The 20,360-nt window shown below is 52.8% G+C and carries 29 protein-coding genes and 2 pseudogenes; 23 read left to right on the forward strand and 8 right to left on the reverse strand.

All coding sequences use genetic code 11. The annotated features are described in order from the left end of the window. Nucleotides 1-3 precede the first annotated feature (3 nt). The 3 genes and pseudogenes from WFM46_RS14210 to WFM46_RS14220 all read right to left on the reverse strand — a co-directional run. On the reverse strand, nucleotides 4-3,312 hold the full coding sequence (locus WFM46_RS14210; protein ID WP_336997856.1) for a RecE family exodeoxyribonuclease: 3,309 nt from the start codon (nucleotides 3,310-3,312) through the stop codon (nucleotides 4-6). Nucleotides 3,313-3,451: 139 nt separating this feature from the next. Then, a complete protein-coding gene (locus tag WFM46_RS14215; protein WP_336997857.1) occupies nucleotides 3,452-3,616 on the reverse strand; it encodes a YdaE family protein in 165 nt (54 codons plus the stop codon). Next, nucleotides 3,609-3,740 (reverse strand): annotated as a pseudogene (locus WFM46_RS14220) (hypothetical protein); the annotation flags it as partial. The gene WFM46_RS14215 and the pseudogene WFM46_RS14220, both read right to left, overlap by 8 nt. Between WFM46_RS14220 and WFM46_RS14225 the strand changes: the two are divergent. After that, entirely contained in the window at nucleotides 3,710-3,886 is a 177-nt protein-coding gene (locus tag WFM46_RS14225; protein WP_336997858.1) for a hypothetical protein, read from the forward strand. The pseudogene WFM46_RS14220 and the gene WFM46_RS14225 overlap by 31 nt on opposite strands. 205 nt (nucleotides 3,887-4,091) lie before the next feature. Here WFM46_RS14225 and WFM46_RS14230 read toward each other — a convergent pair whose 3' ends face one another. The 4 genes from WFM46_RS14230 to WFM46_RS14245 all read right to left on the reverse strand — a co-directional run bounded on the left by WFM46_RS14230 (nucleotide 4,092) and on the right by WFM46_RS14245 (nucleotide 6,760). Then, nucleotides 4,092-4,448: a hypothetical protein gene (locus WFM46_RS14230; protein ID WP_336997859.1), complete on the reverse strand. Its 357-nt coding sequence runs from the start codon at nucleotides 4,446-4,448 to the stop codon at nucleotides 4,092-4,094. Between the two features lie 83 nt (nucleotides 4,449-4,531). Continuing rightward, nucleotides 4,532-5,044 (reverse strand): DUF4411 family protein, encoded by a 513-nt coding sequence (locus WFM46_RS14235; RefSeq protein ID WP_336997860.1) that lies wholly within the window; start codon nucleotides 5,042-5,044, stop codon nucleotides 4,532-4,534. After that, on the reverse strand, nucleotides 5,041-6,180 hold the full coding sequence (locus WFM46_RS14240) for an ImmA/IrrE family metallo-endopeptidase (protein WP_336997861.1): 1,140 nt from the start codon (nucleotides 6,178-6,180) through the stop codon (nucleotides 5,041-5,043). The genes WFM46_RS14235 and WFM46_RS14240 overlap by 4 nt, the downstream gene beginning before the upstream one ends. 166 nt (nucleotides 6,181-6,346) lie before the next feature. Beyond that, on the reverse strand, nucleotides 6,347-6,760 hold the full coding sequence (locus WFM46_RS14245) for a helix-turn-helix domain-containing protein (RefSeq protein WP_336997862.1): 414 nt from the start codon (nucleotides 6,758-6,760) through the stop codon (nucleotides 6,347-6,349). 72 nt (nucleotides 6,761-6,832) lie between these two features. On the opposite strand from WFM46_RS14245, the gene WFM46_RS14250 reads away from it, so the two are divergent. The 19 genes from WFM46_RS14250 (at nucleotide 6,833) to WFM46_RS14340 (ending at nucleotide 17,304) form a co-directional block, all read left to right on the forward strand. Beyond that, nucleotides 6,833-7,051: a transcriptional regulator gene (locus tag WFM46_RS14250; RefSeq protein WP_032617971.1), complete on the forward strand. Its 219-nt coding sequence runs from the start codon at nucleotides 6,833-6,835 to the stop codon at nucleotides 7,049-7,051. Nucleotides 7,052-7,062: 11 nt separating this feature from the next. Then, nucleotides 7,063-7,632, forward strand: a complete 570-nt coding sequence (locus WFM46_RS14255) for a toxin YdaT family protein (protein ID WP_336997863.1) — start codon at nucleotides 7,063-7,065, stop codon at nucleotides 7,630-7,632. A gap of 81 nt (nucleotides 7,633-7,713) precedes the next feature. After that, entirely contained in the window at nucleotides 7,714-8,637 is a 924-nt protein-coding gene (locus tag WFM46_RS14260; protein ID WP_336997881.1) for a replication protein, read from the forward strand. Next, on the forward strand, nucleotides 8,634-9,386 hold the full coding sequence (locus WFM46_RS14265; RefSeq protein WP_336997864.1) for an ATP-binding protein: 753 nt from the start codon (nucleotides 8,634-8,636) through the stop codon (nucleotides 9,384-9,386). Before WFM46_RS14260 ends, WFM46_RS14265 begins: the two co-directional genes overlap by 4 nt. A gap of 18 nt (nucleotides 9,387-9,404) precedes the next feature. Next, on the forward strand, nucleotides 9,405-10,109 hold the full coding sequence (locus WFM46_RS14270; RefSeq protein WP_336997865.1) for a hypothetical protein: 705 nt from the start codon (nucleotides 9,405-9,407) through the stop codon (nucleotides 10,107-10,109). Continuing rightward, the gene (locus WFM46_RS14275) at nucleotides 10,087-10,350 is read left to right on the forward strand and encodes a DUF977 family protein (RefSeq protein ID WP_336997866.1); all 264 of its coding nucleotides are present in this window, start codon (nucleotides 10,087-10,089) and stop codon (nucleotides 10,348-10,350) included. The genes WFM46_RS14270 and WFM46_RS14275 overlap by 23 nt, the downstream gene beginning before the upstream one ends. Then, the gene (locus WFM46_RS14280; RefSeq protein ID WP_336997867.1) at nucleotides 10,343-10,969 is read left to right on the forward strand and encodes a hypothetical protein; all 627 of its coding nucleotides are present in this window, start codon (nucleotides 10,343-10,345) and stop codon (nucleotides 10,967-10,969) included. The genes WFM46_RS14275 and WFM46_RS14280 overlap by 8 nt, the downstream gene beginning before the upstream one ends. Next, entirely contained in the window at nucleotides 10,966-11,187 is a 222-nt protein-coding gene (locus WFM46_RS14285) for a helix-turn-helix domain-containing protein (protein ID WP_336997868.1), read from the forward strand. Before WFM46_RS14280 ends, WFM46_RS14285 begins: the two co-directional genes overlap by 4 nt. An 837-nt stretch (nucleotides 11,188-12,024) precedes the next feature. Next, complete coding sequence (locus tag WFM46_RS14290; RefSeq protein ID WP_336997869.1) at nucleotides 12,025-12,621, forward strand: DUF1367 family protein; 597 nt, start codon at nucleotides 12,025-12,027, stop codon at nucleotides 12,619-12,621. After that, on the forward strand, nucleotides 12,621-12,827 hold the full coding sequence (locus WFM46_RS14295; protein WP_114317070.1) for a hypothetical protein: 207 nt from the start codon (nucleotides 12,621-12,623) through the stop codon (nucleotides 12,825-12,827). Before WFM46_RS14290 ends, WFM46_RS14295 begins: the two co-directional genes overlap by 1 nt. Before the next feature lie 2 nt (nucleotides 12,828-12,829). Further along, nucleotides 12,830-13,465, forward strand: a complete 636-nt coding sequence (locus WFM46_RS14300; protein WP_336997870.1) for a recombination protein NinG — start codon at nucleotides 12,830-12,832, stop codon at nucleotides 13,463-13,465. After that, nucleotides 13,462-13,602, forward strand: coding sequence for a YlcG family protein (locus tag WFM46_RS14305; RefSeq protein ID WP_336997871.1), 141 nt, complete (start codon nucleotides 13,462-13,464; stop codon nucleotides 13,600-13,602). The genes WFM46_RS14300 and WFM46_RS14305 overlap by 4 nt, the downstream gene beginning before the upstream one ends. After that, nucleotides 13,599-14,288 (forward strand): bacteriophage antitermination protein Q, encoded by a 690-nt coding sequence (locus WFM46_RS14310; RefSeq protein WP_336997872.1) that lies wholly within the window; start codon nucleotides 13,599-13,601, stop codon nucleotides 14,286-14,288. The genes WFM46_RS14305 and WFM46_RS14310 overlap by 4 nt, the downstream gene beginning before the upstream one ends. A 265-nt stretch (nucleotides 14,289-14,553) precedes the next feature. Beyond that, on the forward strand, nucleotides 14,554-14,952 hold the full coding sequence (locus WFM46_RS14315) for a putative holin (protein WP_057107418.1): 399 nt from the start codon (nucleotides 14,554-14,556) through the stop codon (nucleotides 14,950-14,952). Then, nucleotides 14,949-15,230: a phage holin family protein gene (locus WFM46_RS14320; RefSeq protein WP_336997873.1), complete on the forward strand. Its 282-nt coding sequence runs from the start codon at nucleotides 14,949-14,951 to the stop codon at nucleotides 15,228-15,230. The genes WFM46_RS14315 and WFM46_RS14320 overlap by 4 nt, the downstream gene beginning before the upstream one ends. Continuing rightward, nucleotides 15,227-15,769 (forward strand): glycoside hydrolase family 108 protein, encoded by a 543-nt coding sequence (locus WFM46_RS14325; RefSeq protein ID WP_336997874.1) that lies wholly within the window; start codon nucleotides 15,227-15,229, stop codon nucleotides 15,767-15,769. Before WFM46_RS14320 ends, WFM46_RS14325 begins: the two co-directional genes overlap by 4 nt. Then, nucleotides 15,766-16,038: a hypothetical protein gene (locus WFM46_RS14330; protein ID WP_336997875.1), complete on the forward strand. Its 273-nt coding sequence runs from the start codon at nucleotides 15,766-15,768 to the stop codon at nucleotides 16,036-16,038. Before WFM46_RS14325 ends, WFM46_RS14330 begins: the two co-directional genes overlap by 4 nt. Before the next feature lie 188 nt (nucleotides 16,039-16,226). Beyond that, on the forward strand, nucleotides 16,227-16,631 hold the full coding sequence (locus WFM46_RS14335) for a hypothetical protein (RefSeq protein WP_336997876.1): 405 nt from the start codon (nucleotides 16,227-16,229) through the stop codon (nucleotides 16,629-16,631). Nucleotides 16,632-16,776: 145 nt separating this feature from the next. Continuing rightward, on the forward strand, nucleotides 16,777-17,304 hold the full coding sequence (locus WFM46_RS14340; RefSeq protein ID WP_336997877.1) for a hypothetical protein: 528 nt from the start codon (nucleotides 16,777-16,779) through the stop codon (nucleotides 17,302-17,304). Between the two features lie 95 nt (nucleotides 17,305-17,399). Here WFM46_RS14340 and WFM46_RS14345 read toward each other — a convergent pair whose 3' ends face one another. After that, nucleotides 17,400-17,897 (reverse strand): hypothetical protein, encoded by a 498-nt coding sequence (locus WFM46_RS14345; RefSeq protein ID WP_336997878.1) that lies wholly within the window; start codon nucleotides 17,895-17,897, stop codon nucleotides 17,400-17,402. 11 nt (nucleotides 17,898-17,908) lie between these two features. Here WFM46_RS14345 and WFM46_RS14350 point away from each other — a divergent pair, with 11 nt between their 5' ends. The 3 genes and pseudogenes from WFM46_RS14350 to WFM46_RS14360 form a co-directional block, all read left to right on the forward strand. Then, entirely contained in the window at nucleotides 17,909-18,481 is a 573-nt protein-coding gene (locus tag WFM46_RS14350; RefSeq protein WP_336997879.1) for a terminase small subunit, read from the forward strand. Continuing rightward, entirely contained in the window at nucleotides 18,468-19,940 is a 1,473-nt protein-coding gene (locus tag WFM46_RS14355; RefSeq protein WP_336997880.1) for a phage terminase large subunit family protein, read from the forward strand. The genes WFM46_RS14350 and WFM46_RS14355 overlap by 14 nt, the downstream gene beginning before the upstream one ends. A gap of 11 nt (nucleotides 19,941-19,951) precedes the next feature. Further along, nucleotides 19,952-20,360: pseudogene (locus WFM46_RS14360) on the forward strand (DUF1073 domain-containing protein); the annotation flags it as partial.

Consider the following 20,360-nt stretch of genomic DNA (forward strand, 5'->3'; position numbering starts at 1 on the left):
CCATTAAGCCAGGCGCAGCGCTTCAAGGCGGCGCAGGTCGAAGTCGTTCAGTTCGTCGGTGTAGTCTTCGGTGATCGGCGCTGGCCATTCGCCAGTGTCGAACGCGTTAGCGATGCGGTTCATTGTCTGGCGATACTCGAGCATGCCCAGCTCAATCAGCTCTTCGCTGGCTTCAACGATGGCGATCCAGTGGTAACCCTCGTCTTTGTTGACGAAGATCCAGAAGAACTGGTCCAGGGCAGCGGTCTGCATGTACATAGCCGCGCTGAGGTGGTAATCGCGGTCGATGATTTCCCGGTGCAGGCGGGCGCGCAGGCCGGACTGCTTCACGTTCCACATGCTGATGGTTTTCAGGTCAGCGCCGACCCGCACGCCGTCGATGTCGATTTCCAGATCCGGGCGCACGCGGATTTCCAGCCCGGTCTCTTCGTCGATACCGAAATAGCTCGTCTCGACAGCGCGATCAGGGTGTAGCAGCAGTTTCCCGGCGGTCGGATGCTCATGCAGGGCTTTCTGAATGGCCAGCGCCGTTTCCATCTGCTGGTGAGTCACCAGGATTTTGTCGCCTGGGTTCTCGCGCCACGCATCCAGCAGTTCGTCAGAAAATACCGCATCCGGCTTAACGGACTTCACCGCCTGGATCATCTCCGCTTTGGTGCCGGACACTTTCAGTGGTGCTGGTTTCTGCGCTTCCTGCGCCACCAGGTCAGGATTGATGATCGCCAGCTGCTCCAGCAGCGCGTCGCGACTGCCGCTGGTTTTCACCGGCGCAGGCAGAGTGGCGTTGTACTCTTTGATGCAGGCCTTCATCGCGGCAGCGGTCTGCTTCTGGTCTGCCTCGATACGCTGAAACTCAGCTGGCAGCGTCATATAGCTCTGCGCAGTTTCTTCCAGGCTGCCGCCCATCGGTACCTGCGCGGGCAGGGTGGCGTTGTGCTCTTCCAGCAGCGCTTTGATATCGTCAACGCTCAGCAGCGCCGGCAGGCTGGCATTGTGCTCGTCGATAAAGGCGCGCAGGGTCGCCGCAGTAGTGAATGCCCCCTCTGGGATCACCGGCTCCACGCTGAACTCTTCATCGAGGTTTTCCGGCTGCAGCGCCAGCGCATGCACGAGGTTGCCCATATCCAGCACTTTGGAACCTTCGCGCGGGATGGTCTTGGCGACGTGGCGCGCGTTGAAGTACATCAGGCTGACGCGCGCGTCTTTCACCTGGGTGCTGCTGATCCCGTTCGCTGCGTGATAAACGTTATTCGGCAGGCTCACATAGCGGCCCGGTTCGAAGTAAGCTGGGTATTCCGGCGCGCTGGCGGTTTCCTCCGGCGCTTCGGTGGTTACTTCCAGCTGTGTGGCGTTCGCCAGCTCCGGCGCCGCGGCGGCCAGAACCTCAGTCGGGTTCAGGGCAACTGTTTGCGGATCAGCTGCATCAGCGCTTTCGCCTGGTGGAACCGCGTTAACACTTTCTCCTTCCGCCGGGTCAGTCTCTTCCATCTGCACATCGCTGGTGGTCTCCTCTGTAACCGGTAAACGGTCATCTGTTTGTGGTTGGTTTTCGTTCATCAGGCCTTCGATGGAGAACATGCCGCCACCAAGGTTTGCGACCTGCGGCTGGCTGGCGGCGGTCAGGTCCTCTTTAACCCACTTCGGATCTTCTGGGTCGCTGATACCTTCTACAAATTCGCCGCGGTCAGCCGCCAGTTGTTGGTTAACTTCTTCGCTGGTTGTTGCTTCCACTGTGGACCGACGACCGGCACGAGGATCTTCATCCCACTCCGGATAGCCTTTTGAACGTTCGCCGTTTTCATAGATGCCGTTCGCTGTGAACCATTCACGAACCTGTTTACGCAGTTCGACAGTCGTTACCTCTCCACTCCAGGGGAGAGCGCGGGCAACACCAAAAATACTGTCAGCGTTGTAATCAGTAATGTCAGAGGTTTTGCCGAGAATCTTGAGCGCCCTGGAGTGGGCATCATCTTTTTTGTCAGCCAGTTCTTTGGCGGCCATCAGCTGCGAACGGTTGATTTTCCCGGGTACGGCATCCGGGTACAGCATGGCGATCGCAATCTCGATGCTCAGGTTCGCCATGTTCTGCGGCACTGCGCGCTTATAGGGCTCAGAAGGTTGCGGGTCTACTGATTCCTGGTCTTTTGGAGTACCGACATTATCATTGCGATGGCCGGCAGCCCAATCAGTGGTCAGGGTTTCGTGGTCACAGTCTTCAGTAGCCACCCACATTCTGGTGAAGCGAAGAACCAGAGCCAGCTCGTGACGTTTTTCCTGGATGAATACTTGTCGGATCGCGTTGGTATAACTCCACAGGGCCTTGGTATCGAAATCCTTCAACTCTGGGCAACTTTCAGCAGCAAGGAGAAGGGTCTGGACATAACCATTATCCGTATCCATTTCCAGTGCGTGCAGTTCCGCATGTTCGCCGCGGGTGACATGATGGCGCAGTTCGTCCGCCGTGAGTTGAGCCAGAAGCTGTTGACGAAATGGCAGTTTGCAAACCGCATAGCGAGTGAATTCATCGCCATTTTTGAGTACACGCAGGCCGTTTTCATACCAGAATTCGGGTTCTTCAGGCTTGGCCGGAAGCTTTCCACTCTTCCAGTCCTCAACCAGCTGGTTGCGGTCATCGGCTTTAATCCAGCCCGTCATGAAGGTGGCCAGCAGCGCGGATTCGTGTTCATTGTCCTGCGGGAAAACGTCTTTGACGGCCTGCACCAGTTTCCACTCCGCATGCAGGCTGAGATCGGCAATATCAGCAACGTCATTTTTGGCCTGCAGCAGGGTCTGGAAGTAAATATTTCCCTCATCGGTCGCCAGTTCGTTGGCGACTATCTGCTGCTCCTGGCTAATCTCCGAGAGGTATTTGTCACCCAGCAGATGGACGGCGAAGCGGACAGCCGGGGTGCGATTTTCCAGCAGGGAAGTTTTGCCGGCGTCTGCGGTATCAGTGGAGGTTACCGGCGCGGCAGTCTGTTCCGCATCGCTGGTGGTCGCCGGGGTAGGGGTGGTTTCGCCCTGAGACGTGGCGCCTGGGATCACGTTCCAGGTGCGCTGGTCGTCGGCCAGGGCGTAGCGCTTGCACCAGGTGTAATCGATGGTGCTTTCTTCCGGCAGGTCATTGAACACCGGGAAGTCGGTGCGGACAGGCTTGGCGTAGTCTTTGCCGCGGCCAGTTTCGATACCAGCTTCTTCCAGCTCAACATCGAGCGTCAGAGCGGCGCGCGCTTCGGATTTAGCAGTGAACCAAATCACTGCATCTTGCTTGCCGGATTTCTGAGTGGCCTTAACCACGTAGAAAAATTCCATGTCAGATCCTCATTTTTAGATGTAAGATCCCCGGGCCAGAGATAGCGCCCATTGGGTGTGTTTTTGGTTTTGGTATAAATTCCGGTGTAACTTTGGTCGGTGGCACCGGACGTAGACCCCGCCTTGCGCGGGTTTTACGTTAGGCTTCGTGAGCCATCTGGTCGTACGAAGCGCAACGCTTGGAACAATAATCGAGTTCTTCGCGCGCCAGCTGGGCGCCGCGGATGAAGAGCAATACGTTTTTTACTTCTTTCCCTTGCTCGATAGGTTTGCGGCAGTACGCGCATTTCTTCGATTCACACATCAGGATTCCCCTTCTGTGCCAGGAGGTAACAGAGGCGGCGAATAAACGCCCCAATACAACTCAGTTTTACGGCCTGCTGCCGTGCTGGTTTACGTGCGTAGTCAATCATGGTCACCCTCATTTGCCCTTGTCGCCAGGCTGGCGGAACGTTTCTTTAACCTGATGCGCGTTAATCACTCCACCTCATCCGACTATTCGTATGCCGTCGGCGGCTACTTCGTGGGCTCCATGCCTAGGTGGTTCGTTGTGCGTCTTGGTGAGTTAGATTAAATCACTGGTTTATATTCATGTCAACTCAAGGTTAAGGGTAATTGTAAATCTGAGGTTTATATGGTTGGGTTTTGTGACGCGCCTGCCGAATCGCAGGCAAAAAAAAACCGACGCTAAGGTCGGGATTAGGGGAGGGCTGACTGGTATTTTTGCGACAGAGCTGGTGCGTTAGGATAAAAAACCCGGCGCAATGGCCGGGGTATCATTAACTGGCGTTCTCACACCCTGGTAAGCTACGGTCAATCACGAGATTGCCTTCAACTCTCAGGCCGATTTTACCGAAGATGAATGCGTGGTTAAGTTGGGTGACAACCACATCGGTCAGCCCAACAGCGCAACGATCCTTTTCAATTGCTCGGTCTGCAGCGGTTTTGACGTTAGGAATTCCAGTAGGGAAGAGAATAACTGCATAACTGTCTTCAGCTGTTACACGCTTACCTTTATAGAACTTACCACCATTGAGGTTGTAGTTTTTGGTACTTGCTACAGTCAGATCAGCCACACGAACCGTACATCCTGTAAGTAAAAGCGCCCCAAGCGCCACAGCTAATACTTTTTTCATTTTTTCATTTCCACTGATTGCAATCAGAAATATCTTAACATATTGATGTGGAAATGAAAAACCCGGCGCAGTGGCCGGGTTATTTATTTTAATGAAAAATTATGGCTCGCATACGTTGGAAGAAACTCATAAAGTGTCAGCGTCTTTACTCCATGTATTGCAGCGGCATCTGGGATCATTATTCGTTTTTTAGGAGTGCCGCCAGATGGCCTCTCATGGGTAATTATAGTAAAGCCATGGGTCATGGCGTGCGCAATCAGAAATGCATCAGCTTTATCTTGATTTGCAAAATCACTTTTAGCCTTTGGTGTTACATCCAAGGTCATTGACCAATTAATAAGTTTCGCATAATTAGTAATTGAAGTAAGTTCATTTTCAAAAAATGATGGTGGAATTTCATCTTTAATCCAGTGATACAAAGGATCTTCTTTAATGCATAGTTCTTTTTTTACAGCGTTAATACTATAGACTAATCCCTTACCATGCAAAGCAAGGAGAAAGTCCCAGAAAATTTTGCAATAATGAAAATTATAAGCAAAGTTTTTCGCCTCTATGAAGACGTTACTGTCAATTAAAAATTTCCCACTTGGATTCATAGAGATTCTCTATTTTTATGAAAATCAACTACTGTATCTGCTTTTACATTTAGCAGAACACCCGCTTCTCGGAGTGGCAATTGTTGAGACATTGCGCGAGAAACTATTATATTTGTTAATTTATGACTGTTTCGGACTGGAAGTGTGTTGAAAAAGGAACCGCCAGAGGATTCTCTTTTAGGCTTGTTGTTAGCTTCTAACTTTATATATTCAAGTGTACTGCTATCTATGAGCCCTAATTGTAATGCTCTAATTGCACAGGCAAAGTTACTAACTTTGAATTGACGAGATACATTTTTAATTTTATATACATCATCTTCATCGAAATCAGCGTTCCAGGCAGACATGAATAAAGAGCGGGGCATGAGTATTTCTGCCGCGACCTTATTGCAAAAAGCCTCAACGCTTTTCTCAGTATCCCAACCAGAAACACCATCAACTCCTAACCATAAATGAGCAACTTCATGGAATAGTGTAAAGACTTGAGCAGACATTGCATCTGAAGCATTTACGAAAACAATAGGTGCTATGCTATCTGCTATGCAAAAGCCTCTAAATTCTTTGGTATCTAACTTTCTATTGTTATTGTTACCGACAACGCCATTTTTAAACACTAAAATACCAGCGTTTTCTATCAGTCTGGAGGCTTTAGAGAAATAACTATCAATAGTTACTGCTTTAATTTCTTTTTCAAGACTAAACTTGATTGTATTAACAATATCCTGAGCAACGATTTCATGGGATAGGTTTTTATGATATTTAAATTTACCTATGAATTCAATTTTCTGGTCACTGCCATTTTCCTTTAAATATTCTTTATACCATTCGAGTTTATACTCAATGTCATGATAAACATCAAAGAAATTTTTACCCAAGGCTTGAGAATTGAATGTTTGGCGTAAGTCAGGAATTTTAGGGGGCTCTGCTATCGGAGGCGTATCGAGGAAAAGAAAACCAAAAGGAACTCCACCAATTTTCGCAAGTTTTTCCGCCCCAGATTTACTAACGATACCATTGAGAAATTTATGAGTTTTTTTTGGCATGACCTGCTCCGCAAGGGCCTCGAGGGAAAGTCCTTGGGTGTCTGCTATCCAATCAATCATCGTTCTGGACAATTGAAGTTCAACAACGGCCATGCCACCACCTGCTTTAAAGAATACATATAAACACAACTACATTGTTGAGTAGGGTAGAGCTGCCGTCAATCGAATTAGGCATCCAATGCTCGACTACTTCACAATAATACCAAAAATCATTTCATAACAACGTCTTGCTAGGTTACAGAGTTTGATTAAGACAGCTTTAACCTTCCTGCGACCGAATCCGCCCCTTCATGTACCTCTCATACAGCTCATCCAGCTCTTTCAGGCGAAGCGCAAAAATGCGAAGCATGTTCTGTTGTTCTTCTTCCGGCAGCTGGCGGTAAAGCTCCAGCAGGCGCTGTTCGTCCGGCTTGAGCCCGTCTTTCTCCCCAACATCCTCACCGAGTAGCCAGGCGACAGAAATGCCAACAGCGTCGGCTATGGCCAGTGCCGATTTCTTACTGATCACGCCTTTTTTGAACCAGCCGTTCACGGCCTGAGGGGTGACTCCAGCTATTCGTGCCATGTCTGCTTTGGTAACGCCGCGATCAGTGATCTCAGTAAGGCGTTCTATCAGAACGAGGTTGGGTTCTTCTTTTCTCATAGGGTCATTGTAAATATTTGGTTTATACACACAATAAATCCATAGTTTGCATGAAGTATAAATCTGTGGTTTACTTCTGCTATCAATAAGCAGGAGAAGCACATGTCCGCACTCGATAAAGCAATTAAAGCCGCTGGCTCCGCCAGAAAGCTCAGCATTGCGCTTGGTGTGACGAGTATGTCTGTAAGTCATTGGAAGAATCGTGACCACGGGATCGTCCCGCCAAGCTACATCTTTCCAATTTTCAAAATGACAGGCGTAACTCCCCACGAACTGCGCCCCGATCTCTACCCAAATCCCACTGACGGTTTACCAAAGTAGGAGCACTGACAATGCAAACACGAATTTTTAACCATGATAGCAGCCCAGCCCCAAGCCGGGTGACATCGAAATATCAAGAGCTTCCGCGGCAATCGTGCAAACTCTCAAACATCCGGGAGGCTGTAAAAGCCTGGAATAGGGCAACGCCCGGCGATGCGCAAAACTACATCTCGCAGCTGGTTGCGAAAGAGTGGTTTGCCTGTGGTGGTCGCGGCCTGCTGCTGGCCGGTTCGGTGCATGGCACCAAAGTTAACTTCTTCCGAATGATTAATAACACCGGGCCGAAGTATGACAAGTACCTGGAGATGCTGACTCCGGCGATCGTGGCAGTGATGGCTCGTGATAACGAAGCAGTAGCGCGTGAGTTCGGCCTGGTGACGGGCAAAACGAATGAAGAGCTGATCGCAGATGCCATCAAAGAATGCGGAGAGGCGCATCAGGCAAAGCTGCTTGGGCAGCCAATTCAGCGACTGGAAAAGGAGGTTCGTGAAGCAGCAGAGGCTTTACTGCGTTTCCTTCCAACTGATTCCCTCGGCCCGGTTCTGGCGAGCCTGGCCGCGATGGTTCCGGGGGTGATGTGATGACAGTTTCTAAAAAGGCGAAAGCCGCGGTGCTCGAACACCAACGGCTTTCTGGTGCAAAAACGGTAGGTAATTGCGGAGATCAGTATGTCAAATACCGCTGAAATATACAAATTCCCCGCGCAGCAGGGAAAACAGGAGAGCCGCATGGCTGAACTGGAAAACGGCTATTTGCGTTTAGCCAACCAGATTCAGGATGCCCTGTGTATCGTGGAGCTATCGGGCCGGGAATTCCGCGTTCTGAATGCCATCGTTCGGCTGACGTATGGCTGGTCGAAAAAATCAGACCGGATCGCCAACAGCCTCATCGCAGACAAAACGACGCTGAAGGTGAAACATGTCTCTGAAGCCGTGCTGAATCTGGCTTACCGGAACATCATCATCATCCGCCGGATTGGGCAAACCAGATACATAGGGATTAACACCCACCTGGATAAATGGGCTTACGCCAAGCCTAATTGCATGAAGTGTCCAGCGGCTTTCCCTGCTGCTGAAGTTGTTACATGGGTTATTACCATCCCTGAATTCGGGGATAGCAGTTTTACCCCTCCAGCCATCCCTGAAAACGGGGATAACCATCCCCAAAAACAGGGAAAGGGATCCCTGAAAACAGGGAACACCAAAGACATTCTTCCAAAGACAAATATAAATACAGATCTAACCCCCTCTAATCCCCCAAGGGGGAAGGTGAAGTTTGACCCGTTGAGTATCCCGGTTCCTGAATGGCTGGATGCGTCGTCCTGGAGCGAGTGGGTCGCCTATCGCCAGCAGTCTGGCAAAGCCATCAAAACCGAGCTGACTGTCACCAAGGCGTTCAGCCTGCTGAAACAGTGCCTGGACGAAGGTCACGATCCGGTAGCCGTAATCAACGCCAGTATCGCGAACGGCTATCAGGGACTGTTCAAGCCGAAATTCGGACTGAGCAGCCGCAATGCGTGCCGGGATGTAAATCACATATCCCAGCCGGACAAGAAAATTCCAGCGGGTTTCAGGGGGGCAAAATGAAAAGCGTCATCGGAACTGGCAGTGCGCTTGAGCGCCTGAAGAAGTTCATCCCGGCCAGCGTACAGCCGAAATTTAACAGCGTCGAAGAGTGGCAGGCATGGCAGGAAGCTGAGGGCCGCAAGCGTTCTGAGGAGATCGACAAGCAGAATCAGCGTGCACGCTCTGAGAAGATTTTTGGTCGTGCCGGCATCCAGGCTCTGCACCGCAGTTGCTCGTTCGCAAACTACCAGGTGTCGATCCCGGAGCAGCGCCAGGCGTACAGCATGGCGAAGAGCTACGCCCAGAACTTTGGCGGCGGCGGATTCGCAAGCTTCGTCTTCAGCGGCGCGCCGGGGACCGGAAAGAACCACCTGGCGGCGGCGATCGGTAACTACCTGCTGGCCGCTGGCCACTCCGTTCTGGTGGTGACCATCCCTGACCTGATGCTCCGTGTGCGCGAATGCTACGACGACGGCCAGTCCGAATCGTCACTTCTGAATGACCTGTGCAACGTCGATCTGCTGGTGCTGGACGAGGTAGGGATTCAGCGCGGATCGAGCGGTGAGAAGGTGATCATCAACCAAGTCATCGATCGCCGCCTTTCCGCCATGAAGCCAGTAGGCATCCTGAGCAACCTGAATTACGAAGAGCTGGTTGCCACACTCGGCGCGCGGGTCATCGATCGTCTGCGCATGGACTCGGGCATCTGGGTCAACTTCGATTGGGCAAGCTATCGCGGGAACGTGTCGCACCTGCGCTCTGTTAAATAATTTTCGGAAGGCAAAACGATGGAAACAGTAACTCAAGCACTGGAAAAGATGGGCAGGGCAACGTACCGCGAAGTGGCAGCCCGTCTGGATATCGAACCTGTTGAGGCTCTGAACATGCTGCGCGAACAGCGCGATCAGGGGCTGTGTGATTTTTCCGATGGCGGCTGGTTCATTGGCAAAGTGACTAATGCAAAACGCGCCGCGCTGGCACCAGCGTCCAAACCGGCACTTCCTGGCGTAGCGCCAGATCCCGTTGACCCTGAAGTAATCAAGGCGCTGCTGGCGAAGAACGGCGCCATGGATACAGCGTCGTTGGCTCTGGCAGTTAATCGCAACGGGCGTGGGATGACCTCGGCAATGCGCGCGCTCGAGCGCCAGGGTGTCGTTGTGAAGAACGGGCAGGGCAAGGGCGTAACCTGGTCACTGCCGTCGGTGCCAGCTAAACCTGAGCCGGTACCTGCAGCGCCTGCAGTTCCCGCGTTAACCGATGCCGATAAGCCGCTGGAGCAGTTCGTCAGCGAGATACCCGCGTTCACCGAACGGCATGTTGCAGGGCAGGTGATCCCGACGGCCCAGGTTATTTCCCGAGAAATCCGCCGCACCAGAAACAAACTGGCGAGCCTGGAGAAACTGCGTGATGCGGTCCGGGTTGTTGGCCGCCACAAAAATCTCGTTAACCAGCTGGTGGAGGAGGCGAATCATGCCAAGGCCCAAAACTCGTAAAGAACGCTCCCTGTTCATCGCCTGGATTATCGAGCTGGTGAAAACGCATGGCCGCGCAACGACCAACGAGGTCGCCGCCATGTTCGGCCTTCATCGTAACACCGCCGAGAAGTACATCCGGGCTGCCGTAGAGCAGGGCCAACTTATCCGCCACGGTCGCAGCGGTGTCTTCCGTGACCAGCGGGCAATTATCGACTTTGACATGGAGCGTTACACGCACCGAGGAGCATCCCATGAGTGATTCACTGAACAACAAAGAGCTGGTGGCCGTTGGTCATCAGTTTGCGAAGGCGATGAGCGCCGACACGCCGATCATCGATATGGCGAAGATTGTTTCGCGGCTGGCCGAACGGCTGGACTGCACCACCGCGGCGCTGCGCGAAATGACGAAGCAGCGGGATGCGCTGGCTGCCATGCAACCGCAAGTTATCAGGAAAGCGCTGGATGAATGCACCGAGTATCTCGACAGGGACTGCATCATGGAGACGAACGGCATTAGTTACGAAGATGCTGCTCAACGAGAAGTCGGCGCAATGGCTCTTCATGATGCGTTACTTCGCCAGGGAGTTGTCATGCCTCAGGGCAATCAGCGCGACTTATCGTATCCAGTAGACCCTCAGGTGGCTGAGTACGAGAAAATCATGCAGCAGGCCGTGCCTGATGGGTGGGTGGCTGTGCCGGTTGAGCCGACAGAAGACATGATCATCGCCGGTTTTGAAGCAGAGCTACGCGAAGAGTTCCGCGACCCAGAAGCCTGGGAAGCATTCGAGGCTATGAGTGGCTGCGAGCAGGCGGCGCTCCGGGCCAAGTGGTGTTGGGCTGCGATGGTTGCAGCAGCACCGGGGCAGGAGGCCGAATGACGTCCCTATCCGCGACCATCCAGGCGCTGGCGAAGGAGAGGGGTTTATCCATCTCTGGCCTCGCCGACAAGATGGGCGTTAACCGTAAAACGCTGTATTCCTGCATTCACGGTAACCCGCGCCTTTCCAGCCTGCAGAGCATTGCACACGCGCTGAATGTCCGGCTGTCGGATGTTATCGCTATAGCTGAAGACGTTGAGCAGGCAGCGCCGGAGTAACCACAACCAGGCCTCTCAGGAGGCCTTTTTCTCGCCCGTCGTCAGCCAGCGGAGCGGCTTCCGAGATACCTGATCGATAATACCGATCGATATCAGAATATTGATCTATGAAATCGATCAGTTAATAACCGGCGACCGGCAACAAATTATCAACCTGACAAAAAGTGTCACCCCAGTAATATACCCATAAAAGCAGCATCACCCTTCTCCCATAGGGGGTGAGGGTTTTCTAATCAGTTATTTACCTCAGCACTCTCTACGCCGCGAAAGTGTTAAAAAATAAGGTCGGTTTTTACACGGAAGTAGCGTAAAAATTTATTTAAATCAATCAGATGAATGGTCTTGCGCAGGCATGTATTTCATGTGCATACTTAACCGAAACGAATAAATACTGCTTATACATACAGTATTTTGTTGTATGGTTAAAGTGCTACAGAGATTAATGAATTTTTCTTCCGGCGAACCTATTAGGAAATTTGCGCCATTTGTTATTTTGGCTCTGTGGAGTGGAGTTCTCCCCGCCGGGAGAGGGTATTTGTGGATAGCAAAGTGAGGGGGTAGATGTGAAAGAGAGTAAGGAGCAGGGTGACTGGTATGACATTATCAGGCGTTCAGACGGCAAGGTTATTGGCTCTATGCCGTTCGAAAGTCGATGTCTCGTTTATACCCGAAATGGGCTTGTATCATGCCGCCCGCTGCTGGAGGACGAAGGGATCTTCAATCTGTCGTCCGGAACTCGTTTTCTTCGCCGCCTCGGCTACCACGTCAAGCAACCCTCTGATATTATGATATCAACGGACTGAACACCCGTTGACCTGATGCGCCACGGAGAAAACCATGGCGCAGTTACAACTCATCAAGCAGTCATCAGGAATCCTGATCCCGGCCACGCCCGAGACCAGCGATTTTCTGCATTCAAAATGTAGGCTCGGCGCCGTGCTGGTGGCCGACTTCAAACAGGTTCGCAATCCGGCCTTTCACCGTCGTTTCTTCGCTCTACTGAATCTCGGCTTCGAATACTGGGAGCCAACCGGCGGAGCTATCTCATCCAACGAACGCAAGCTGGTGACCGGCTATGCGAAGTTTCTGGCCTCGTTCGGCGGGAGCGAAACCGCGCTGCTGGATGCTGCTGAGCAGTACCTTGATCGCATCGCCGACAAGCGCGCCGGAAGTATCAGCGCCTGCAAATCCTTCGATGCGTATCGAGCCTGGGTAACCATCGAGGCCGGGCATTACGACGCCATCCAGCTGCCTGACGGCACCCTCCGGAAGCATCCCCGAAGCATAGCCTTCGCCAATATGGACGAGACCGAGTTTCATCAGCTCTACAGGGCAGCGCTTGATGTCCTGTGGCGCTGGATATTGTCCAGGACATTCAAGAGCCGTAGCGAGGCGGACAACGCCGCTGCGCAGCTGATGAGCTTTGGGGGATGATGCCGATGAAATCCTCATGGTTCCAGCATACCGATTGCACTACGGCGCAGGCCGACGAACTGATGGCTACGTACCGGGCTCGGGGCGTGGCCGTAGAGCGCAGCCTCAATCCCGACTTCATCACCTGGACCGTCAGCGTCAGGCTGCCGGAAGCAAAGCGGCAGGAACGCACGCCGCGGACATTCCGCCAAAAGGTCTGGGGGTGAGTATGGCTAAGAAACCCCGCCGTAAGTGCGCAAACCAGAGCTGTCGTAAGTGGTTCCACCCTGTGCGTGACGGCCAGGTGGTCTGCTGCTATGAATGCGCTACCACCGTTGCCAAAGCGCAGACCGCAAAGAACCGGACCGAAGCTCTGCGTGCTGAGAAGAAGTGCCAGCGCGAAGAGGAGAAGGCGGGGCGCCAGCGCCGCCGGGAGAAGCGTGTGGCACTCAAAACCAAAACGCAGTGGAAGAATGAGGCCCAGACCGCTTTCAACCGCTACGTGCGTCTTCGCGATGCCGGAAAACCGTGCATCAGCTGTGGCCGCCTCCCTGCTCAGAAATATGGCGGGACTATGGACTGTGGGCACTACCGCACCCGCGGTGCTGCCGTCCACCTGGCCTTCAATCTGCACAATACCGCTGCACAGTGTGTCCAGTGTAACCGCGACCGGGCTGGCGCCCAGAAAGCGTTTGAGCAGGGGCTGATTGAGCGGATCGGACCGGAGAAGGTCGAAGCGCTCAATAAAAATAACGCCGTCCATAAGTTCGACATCCCTTATCTGCAGCGCATCAAATCCATTTTCACCCGTAAAGCCCGCGCGCTGGAGAAACGCCGCGCCCGTCAGCAGGAGTTCTCCGCATGAAACCAGAACTGATCGAATCGCTTCGCATGCGCTGGCTGCGCCTCCGCATTTATCGCCGCCCGGGTACGGTGCTGGTGGACTACCGCATTCTTCGAAACTTTATTCGCATTTACCAGATTGCAGGAGCTGTAGCGTGAACACACAATACTTGGAATTTGTACGCCAGCAGCTCATCGTTGCGACCGCAGATCTGAGCGGGGCTACGAAAGGGCAGTTGATGGCCTGGCTGGAGAACGCCCAGTTTGATACCGGTATGTTTAAGCGGAAGAAGCCCAAGGTTTGGGACGAAGAAAGCGAAAAATGGGTACCAGTTGATAACCCGCCGATCCCCGGCAAACAGTCACACGCGAAGGGCTCGCATATTCCTCTGGTTCAGCCGGTCGAATACTCCACAGCATCGTGGCGCCGGGCGGTCCTTTCGCTCGAGGAGCACCAGAAGGCTTGGCTGCTCTGGAACTACAGCGAGAACGTGCGATGGGAGAATCAGGTGGCGATTACCCAATGGGCGTGGGGTGAGTTCAGGGCGCAACTGGGAAGCAGGAAGATTGCCGGCAAGACTATGGACAGGCTGAAGGCGTTAATCTGGTTGGCGGCGCAGGACGTCAAAGAGGAGCTGGCGGGGCGTGATCCATATCAGTACGCCGATCTTGCGGCGCTGGTGGGCGTAAGTAAAACCAACTGGTCGCAGAACTATGTAGAGCATTGGGAGGCGATGACTGAGCTGTTTGCTCGCTTGGATACCAACTCACTTAAGCAAGTTTCGCGATCACGTTCACAACAAAAGGCATCTAATTATCAACCAAGTATTGCAGAAATGAACTAATTAGCGTATATTTCGACTAAATCTGATATCGTCGCCATAGCTTTGGTTGTCGACCGAATCACACAAAAGAGCCCGAGGTTAACGCCTTGGGCTTTTTCGTATCTGGAATACCCCCTACCTGGGACTATAAGCGCATAGCGCAAAGCAGCACCCGTCGATTGGCGGACCAGAACCCGCCTTTTTTATTCAGGGCTCCGGGAATCACTATCAATACGTCTCGTCGTTAATTCATCCCGAGAGCCCGACCTCTACACATGGACCACCTATGTCTGAACCTCTAACCATTGCTGGCGGTGTCACGTCCGCAACTATCGGAGTGACGTTCGCATCTTTGTTCCCCGAGGCAACGCCCGGCGTAATGCTGTGCGCGCTGGCCGGTGCAGCAATGTACGTTCTGACATCCGATCCACACCAACTGTGGAAGCAGTTCCTGTTCGCCGTTATCAGCTTTGTCGGCGGGGTTTTCTTCTCGGTACCGATGGCGAAGATACTGGCCGGGGTGATTAACACCGCCCTTGGCCTGTTGCAGCCGCCGGTAAGCATTGAAGTATCCCCGAACATCGGCGCGCTGGTTTCCGCTTCCATCTCTGTCGCAGTCCTGCTTCGCATCCTCGCCAAATCAAAACGGGGGAAGATGCCGGGACTGGAGGAGGAAGGTCAATGACATGGCATAACATCATTCTGGATGCAAACGCCATAATCTGTGCTCTGATCGTCGTCAGGCTGATGTTCTTCAGTAAAAGCGGTAAGCGGCACAGGCCAGGTGTAACGCTGATGGCGTACCTGATGATTCTGGCCGCCGGTTTTACGGCGTTCCGCATTCTCTACGGCAAATACCTGCAGGTGGATCCGGGTGAGCTGATGCTGAACGTCACCATATGCGTCGCGGTGTGGCGCTCCCGTGGCAATCTCGCCAAAGTTCTCCAGAAGGCCGGGCAATGACCAAAGACGACATCTTCAACGCCATCCTCGGCAAAGAGGGCGGTTACGTGAATCACCCGGATGACAAAGGCGGCCCGACGAACTGGGGCATTACCCAGGTGACAGCCCGCGCCCACGGTTATTCCGGTGATATGCGCGACCTGACCCGTGAGCAGGCCCTGGAAATCCTCGAGGCTGATTACTGGTATGGCCCGCGCTTCGAGCAGGTTGCAGCTGTATCCCCAGTCATCGCCGCCGAGCTCTGCGATACCGGCGTGAATATGGGGCCATCGGTACAGGTGAAATGGTTCCAGCGCTGGCTGAACGTATTCAACAATCAGCAGCAGTTCTATCCCGATCTGATCGCCGACGGTCAGATTGGCCCGCGCAGCATCAGCGCGCTGAAATCCTTCCTGGCGAAACGCGGTAGTGAAGGGGAGGCAGTACTGCTCCGCGCACTGAACTGCAGCCAGGGTCAGCGTTATCTGGAACTGGCAGAGCAGCGCCCGGCTAACGAATCATTCGCCTATGGCTGGATCCGGGAGCGCGTGAGCCTATGACCAAACTGAAAGCCATCGTGGCTTTTATCGTCACTGCTCTGCTGGTGGTGCTGGGCGCTTTTGGCCTGGGCAGCATGCGTGGCCGGGAGAAGGCAGAAGCCAAAGCCGATAAGCAGCGAACCGACGAGAACGCCGCGGCCACCAAAGCAGCTGCAGAACGACGCGTTGAAGTAACCAAGGAGGCCAGCAATGTTCAGCAGACAGTTAGCCATATGCCTGATGACGATGTTGATCGTGAGCTGCGCGCAAACTGGACCCGCAAAGGTTGAGCTCATCGATACCGGCTGCGACTGGGTCAACGTCATTCGCCTCACTGAGCACGACATCGAAGTGATGGATCGCCAGACGAAGAAAGACGTACTGGCGCATAACAGAACGTGGCAGGCGAACTGCGGAAGTCTAAGGAAAACTGCGATAGTCGAGTGATATAATGCCCCTTCGTAAAAACGGAGGCTTCATGAGAACCGACATTGACTATTTACGCGGGCTACTTGGCGTTTTCTTGGATACAGAAGACCCCTTTGTAAACACCAAAGAGCTTGATGATGCTGGGTATGACATCACGTCCCCAAAAGGTATCCACCATTACCATCTGTTGGCGGAGCAGGGGTTTATCAGCGATTATAAGCTCAGAAGAAACCCTGAGTTTCTTGGGCTGATGTACCACATGAATGGAATAGAAAAGGTTCCCCATCACACTTTACGGCTCACCGCCGAAGGGATGGCATTTGCACAGACACTTGAGGACCCAACAGTGTTTGAAAAATTAAAATCCTTCAGTGATGCTCCATTGGATGTGCTTAAAGATGTCGGTGGAGATATCTTTAAGGCATTGCTTAAGAAAAAACTTGGCATTGAATAGCTTTCTTTTCTTCAACCGTCCACATTCCAGCCGCCTCCGGGCGGTTTTTTATTGCCATCACCACGCGGTATTACAGCAGGCATTCACTGAGTGCCTGTGATAATGAATTTGGTTACAATCGCTTCTCTATTATGGTGAGGTGAAAATGGATTCAGACTCAATTTCTTTGGCTGCAGTGCTTGTTGCAAAAGAGGCTTCTAATTGGGCTTTTTGGACTATGATGGCAAGTACTGTAAGCGCCATTGCAGCCGTTGGTACAATCATTGTTGCTATGTTTGCTTTAAATTCATGGCATAAGCAGGAGGCATTGAAAGCTCAAGTTAATTTCAAGCATGCAATACTTGAACTTAAGGATGCATTACGGGCAATGCCACCGAGGTGGTCCTATCCACAGTATAATATTGCGCGAAATTTGATCAGCGCCCACCCGGGAATGTCTCATCAAACACATGACGCGACACGTATTTACTTTCTAAAAAATGATCTTATCTCTGCATATGATCACGCTGTTAAATGCTGGATCATGTGTGATGGTCTATTCGAAAATAAGGATGTTAACGTATTCTGGAAAGCATTTTTAGACCAATTTAAAAGCTATGAAAAGGCTGGTGGAGACAGGGATAGCTTAGAATCTCTTCTTGATCGTATTGCTCAAAACTTAAAACTATTTTAACTCCTCAATTCAGGTCCGAATATTTTCTAAGGCCCCAAATTAATGGGGCTTTTTATTGCCATCACCATGGTAGGGCCTTCATAATGACGTAGTACTTAAGCAGGATCAAATGACCACCCGGCTGACTTGAGCCTTTCTCTGACATAGAAGAGAGTACAGTTAAGTTCAGACTTTATGGTGGGTGGGAGGGCGACTTCCAGATTTACTCTGCTATCCCTATCAGCAAATAAACCATGGAATGATTTATCTGTCGTGATCATAACTGGTGGATTGAAGAATTTTCGGTCATTAAACTGATCAGCTGTCAGATCAATAACTTTCCCTGATAACTCCAACCACGCATGGCTGTTGCCATCTTGAAGCCTGGGGTCTGGATTCATGTGCTTGTAATACACCCCAGATCGTTTTAAAGGTAATTCGCCAAACTGCTCATAAATCAAATAGGCCAACAAATCAGTAGTGTCGCCACAGCAACCCTTGGGGAAATCGGACATGCTCAAGCTTGTTCGCTTATGGTGGATGTCGTCAGCATCAGCCATCTCCAATGCCTTTCTCACGTCGGTGCAAAATTTAGTCAATTCATCAATGTTCATATGGACCACTTATGGCACTCAACGCAAAACAGGACATGTTCTGTCGAGAGTACCTCATCGATTTAAACGCCACACAAGCGGCTATTCGGGCGGGGTACAGCGCTAAGACAGCTAACCGCACTGCGTCCGAAAACCTGTCAAAACCTGACATCCAGTCCAGAATTGCCGAACTGAAAGCGCAGCGCAATGATCTGATTGGCATAAATGCGACATACGTCCTGAATCGTCTCGTTGAGATAGACCAGATGGATGTGCTCGACATCCTCAAAGATGACATGACCTTAAGGCCAGTAAGCGAGTGGCCTTCATCATGGCGCCGGTACCTTAGCGGCTTCGATGTGGCTGAGATGTTTGAAGGCCGCGGGGAAGATCGTGAAATGGTCGGGCTTCTCAAGAAAATTAAGTGGCCGGATAAAGTCAAAAACCTCGAATTGCTCGGGAAGCACATAGATGTGATGGCTTTCAAAGAGCAGGCCACTCATGAGCATACAGGCAAGAACGGTGGACCAATCGAAATGGCTACGCTGACCAAAGAAGAGTACAAGGCTGCCCGGCGGGAGATGATGGAGGATGACGACTGCTGAGCAAAAAACATTTGCCCGTCGGGTAGAGTGTGAAGAGGACGGCCTGTATTACGCTCGCTACTTCTTCAAGCAGCGAACCGGCGGCAAGATGATTGTCGCGCCTCACCACAAGGTGATTCAGCAGACGCTGGACCGCGTCATCGATGGTGAGATTACTCGCCTGATCATCAACGTTCCGCCTGGGTACACGAAGACGGAACTGGCGACTATAAACATGATGGGCCGCGGGCTGGCGCTTAACTGCCGGGCCCGGTTCATGCACCTGTCCTATTCGCACAATCTGGCGCTGCTGAACTCCTCAACCGCGCGCGGCATGATTAAGTCGCAGGCCTACCAGTCGATGTGGCCAATGTCGCTGCGAGATGACGCTGACAGCAAGGCGATGTGGTGGACCGAGCACGGCGGCGGCGTTTATGCGTCGTCAGCTGCCGGGCAGGTTACCGGCTTTCGTGCCGGGCATATGGAGCCAGGCTGGCAGGGCGCGCTGATTATTGATGACCCGGTTAAGCCGGATGACGCTTACTCTGAGATCGTCCGCGACGGCGTCAACAACCGCTTTAACGAGACAATCAAATCACGACTGGCGATCGAGACGACGCCGATGATTGTCATCATGCAGCGCATTCACTACCACGACCTGAGCGGCTACCTGCTGCGGGGCGGCAGCGGTGAGAAGTGGCATCACCTGAATCTGCCGGTGCTCATCAACAACAGCCAGGCATACGCCGACCAGTACCCAGAGAACACTCACGCCATCCCGATTGACCACGGACTGCCTGATGGCTGGCTATGGCCGTTTAAGCACAACGATTCTCACCGCGTATCGCTGTTCTCGCACCGGCGCACCGCCGAAGCCCAGTACATGCAGAACCCGAAACGCTTTAATGCGGAGGGCGCGCTGTGGAACGAGGAGATGATCAGCGCCGCACACTCGATGCGGATCACCCAGGAGCTGGCCCGTACGGTCGTGGCAATCGACCCGCAGGCGACCAACAGCGAAGAGAGTGACGAATCAGGCATTGCCGTCGCCAGCGTTTACGGTACCGGCGATGAGCGGCAATATAGCCTCGATGCGGATTACAGCGGGAAGTATTCGCCTAACGGCTGGGCTACCAAAGCCATTGAAGCCTATGAACAGCATGAAGCTGATGCGATCGTCATCGAAACCAACCAGGGCGGCGATATGGCGGAGGACACGCTACGCAATGCCGGGTTCGGCGGCCGCATCATCCGCGTGCACGCCAGTAAGGGTAAATACGCGCGTGCAGAACCTATCTCCGCGCTGTATGCGCAGGGCCGGGTCGCTCACCGTGGCAGCCTCTACGAGGTAGAGAACCAGTTCATGGAGTACGTACCATCCACTGCGAAGAAATCACCTGACCGGCTTGATGCCGCGGTATACGCGCTCACCGAACTATCAGAACCACAATCAACCGGCATGTTGGTGCGCTCGCGCTGACGGAGGAAACCGTGAACGAAAGCGAAAATAAACAACTCGCCACGAACGCCAGCATCGACCGCGAGCGGATGCGTTACGTCAACGCTCTGTTCAATGGCACCAGTAATACCAAGCGTAAGCGCCTGTATCAGGAGTTTGGGTATCCACAGGATCTCTGCTTCGATGACTTCTACCGGGCGTACCGCCGAAATGCTATCGCTGGCGCCGCGGTAACGCGCATGGTTGATGGCTGCTGGGAGGATTACCCGGAAGTTTACGAAGGCGACCAGACGAAGGACGCTACCCGGCAGACAGCCTGGGATAAGCGGGTCAACAAGCTGCTTAAGCGCTGCTGGAAGCAAATTAAGGGCGCTGACAAACGTAACCTGGTGGGCCGTTACTCAGCGCTGCTCATCCAGGTTAAAGACAGTAAGCCGTGGT

This window comes from Leclercia sp. M50 (genome assembly GCF_037150775.1).
GTDB lineage: Bacteria > Pseudomonadota > Gammaproteobacteria > Enterobacterales > Enterobacteriaceae > Enterobacter.

Bases quoted from the DNA above. Each gene is read 5' to 3' on its own strand.
- WFM46_RS14345 (WP_336997878.1), bottom strand. From the start codon at position 17,897: ATGAACATTGATGAATTGACTAAATTTTGCACCGACGTGAGAAAGGCA.
- WFM46_RS14290 (WP_336997869.1), top strand. From the start codon at position 12,025: ATGGCGCAGTTACAACTCATCAAGCAGTCATCAGGAATCCTGATCCCG.
- WFM46_RS14280 (WP_336997867.1), top strand. From the start codon at position 10,343: ATGAGTGATTCACTGAACAACAAAGAGCTGGTGGCCGTTGGTCATCAG.
- WFM46_RS14330 (WP_336997875.1), top strand. From the start codon at position 15,766: ATGACCAAACTGAAAGCCATCGTGGCTTTTATCGTCACTGCTCTGCTG.
- WFM46_RS14230 (WP_336997859.1), bottom strand. From the start codon at position 4,448: ATGAAAAAAGTATTAGCTGTGGCGCTTGGGGCGCTTTTACTTACAGGA.
- WFM46_RS14340 (WP_336997877.1), top strand. From the start codon at position 16,777: ATGGATTCAGACTCAATTTCTTTGGCTGCAGTGCTTGTTGCAAAAGAG.
- WFM46_RS14235 (WP_336997860.1), bottom strand. From the start codon at position 5,044: ATGAATCCAAGTGGGAAATTTTTAATTGACAGTAACGTCTTCATAGAG.
- WFM46_RS14350 (WP_336997879.1), top strand. From the start codon at position 17,909: ATGGCACTCAACGCAAAACAGGACATGTTCTGTCGAGAGTACCTCATC.
- WFM46_RS14295 (WP_114317070.1), top strand. From the start codon at position 12,621: ATGCCGATGAAATCCTCATGGTTCCAGCATACCGATTGCACTACGGCG.
- WFM46_RS14210 (WP_336997856.1), bottom strand. From the start codon at position 3,312: ATGGAATTTTTCTACGTGGTTAAGGCCACTCAGAAATCCGGCAAGCAA.
- WFM46_RS14240 (WP_336997861.1), bottom strand. From the start codon at position 6,180: ATGGCCGTTGTTGAACTTCAATTGTCCAGAACGATGATTGATTGGATA.
- WFM46_RS14305 (WP_336997871.1), top strand. From the start codon at position 13,462: ATGAAACCAGAACTGATCGAATCGCTTCGCATGCGCTGGCTGCGCCTC.
- WFM46_RS14250 (WP_032617971.1), top strand. From the start codon at position 6,833: ATGTCCGCACTCGATAAAGCAATTAAAGCCGCTGGCTCCGCCAGAAAG.
- WFM46_RS14320 (WP_336997873.1), top strand. From the start codon at position 14,949: ATGACATGGCATAACATCATTCTGGATGCAAACGCCATAATCTGTGCT.
- WFM46_RS14275 (WP_336997866.1), top strand. From the start codon at position 10,087: ATGCCAAGGCCCAAAACTCGTAAAGAACGCTCCCTGTTCATCGCCTGG.
- WFM46_RS14270 (WP_336997865.1), top strand. From the start codon at position 9,405: ATGGAAACAGTAACTCAAGCACTGGAAAAGATGGGCAGGGCAACGTAC.
- WFM46_RS14265 (WP_336997864.1), top strand. From the start codon at position 8,634: ATGAAAAGCGTCATCGGAACTGGCAGTGCGCTTGAGCGCCTGAAGAAG.
- WFM46_RS14315 (WP_057107418.1), top strand. From the start codon at position 14,554: ATGTCTGAACCTCTAACCATTGCTGGCGGTGTCACGTCCGCAACTATC.
- WFM46_RS14285 (WP_336997868.1), top strand. From the start codon at position 10,966: ATGACGTCCCTATCCGCGACCATCCAGGCGCTGGCGAAGGAGAGGGGT.
- WFM46_RS14335 (WP_336997876.1), top strand. From the start codon at position 16,227: ATGAGAACCGACATTGACTATTTACGCGGGCTACTTGGCGTTTTCTTG.
- WFM46_RS14325 (WP_336997874.1), top strand. From the start codon at position 15,227: ATGACCAAAGACGACATCTTCAACGCCATCCTCGGCAAAGAGGGCGGT.
- WFM46_RS14215 (WP_336997857.1), bottom strand. From the start codon at position 3,616: ATGTGTGAATCGAAGAAATGCGCGTACTGCCGCAAACCTATCGAGCAA.
- WFM46_RS14300 (WP_336997870.1), top strand. From the start codon at position 12,830: ATGGCTAAGAAACCCCGCCGTAAGTGCGCAAACCAGAGCTGTCGTAAG.
- WFM46_RS14255 (WP_336997863.1), top strand. From the start codon at position 7,063: ATGCAAACACGAATTTTTAACCATGATAGCAGCCCAGCCCCAAGCCGG.
- WFM46_RS14355 (WP_336997880.1), top strand. From the start codon at position 18,468: ATGACGACTGCTGAGCAAAAAACATTTGCCCGTCGGGTAGAGTGTGAA.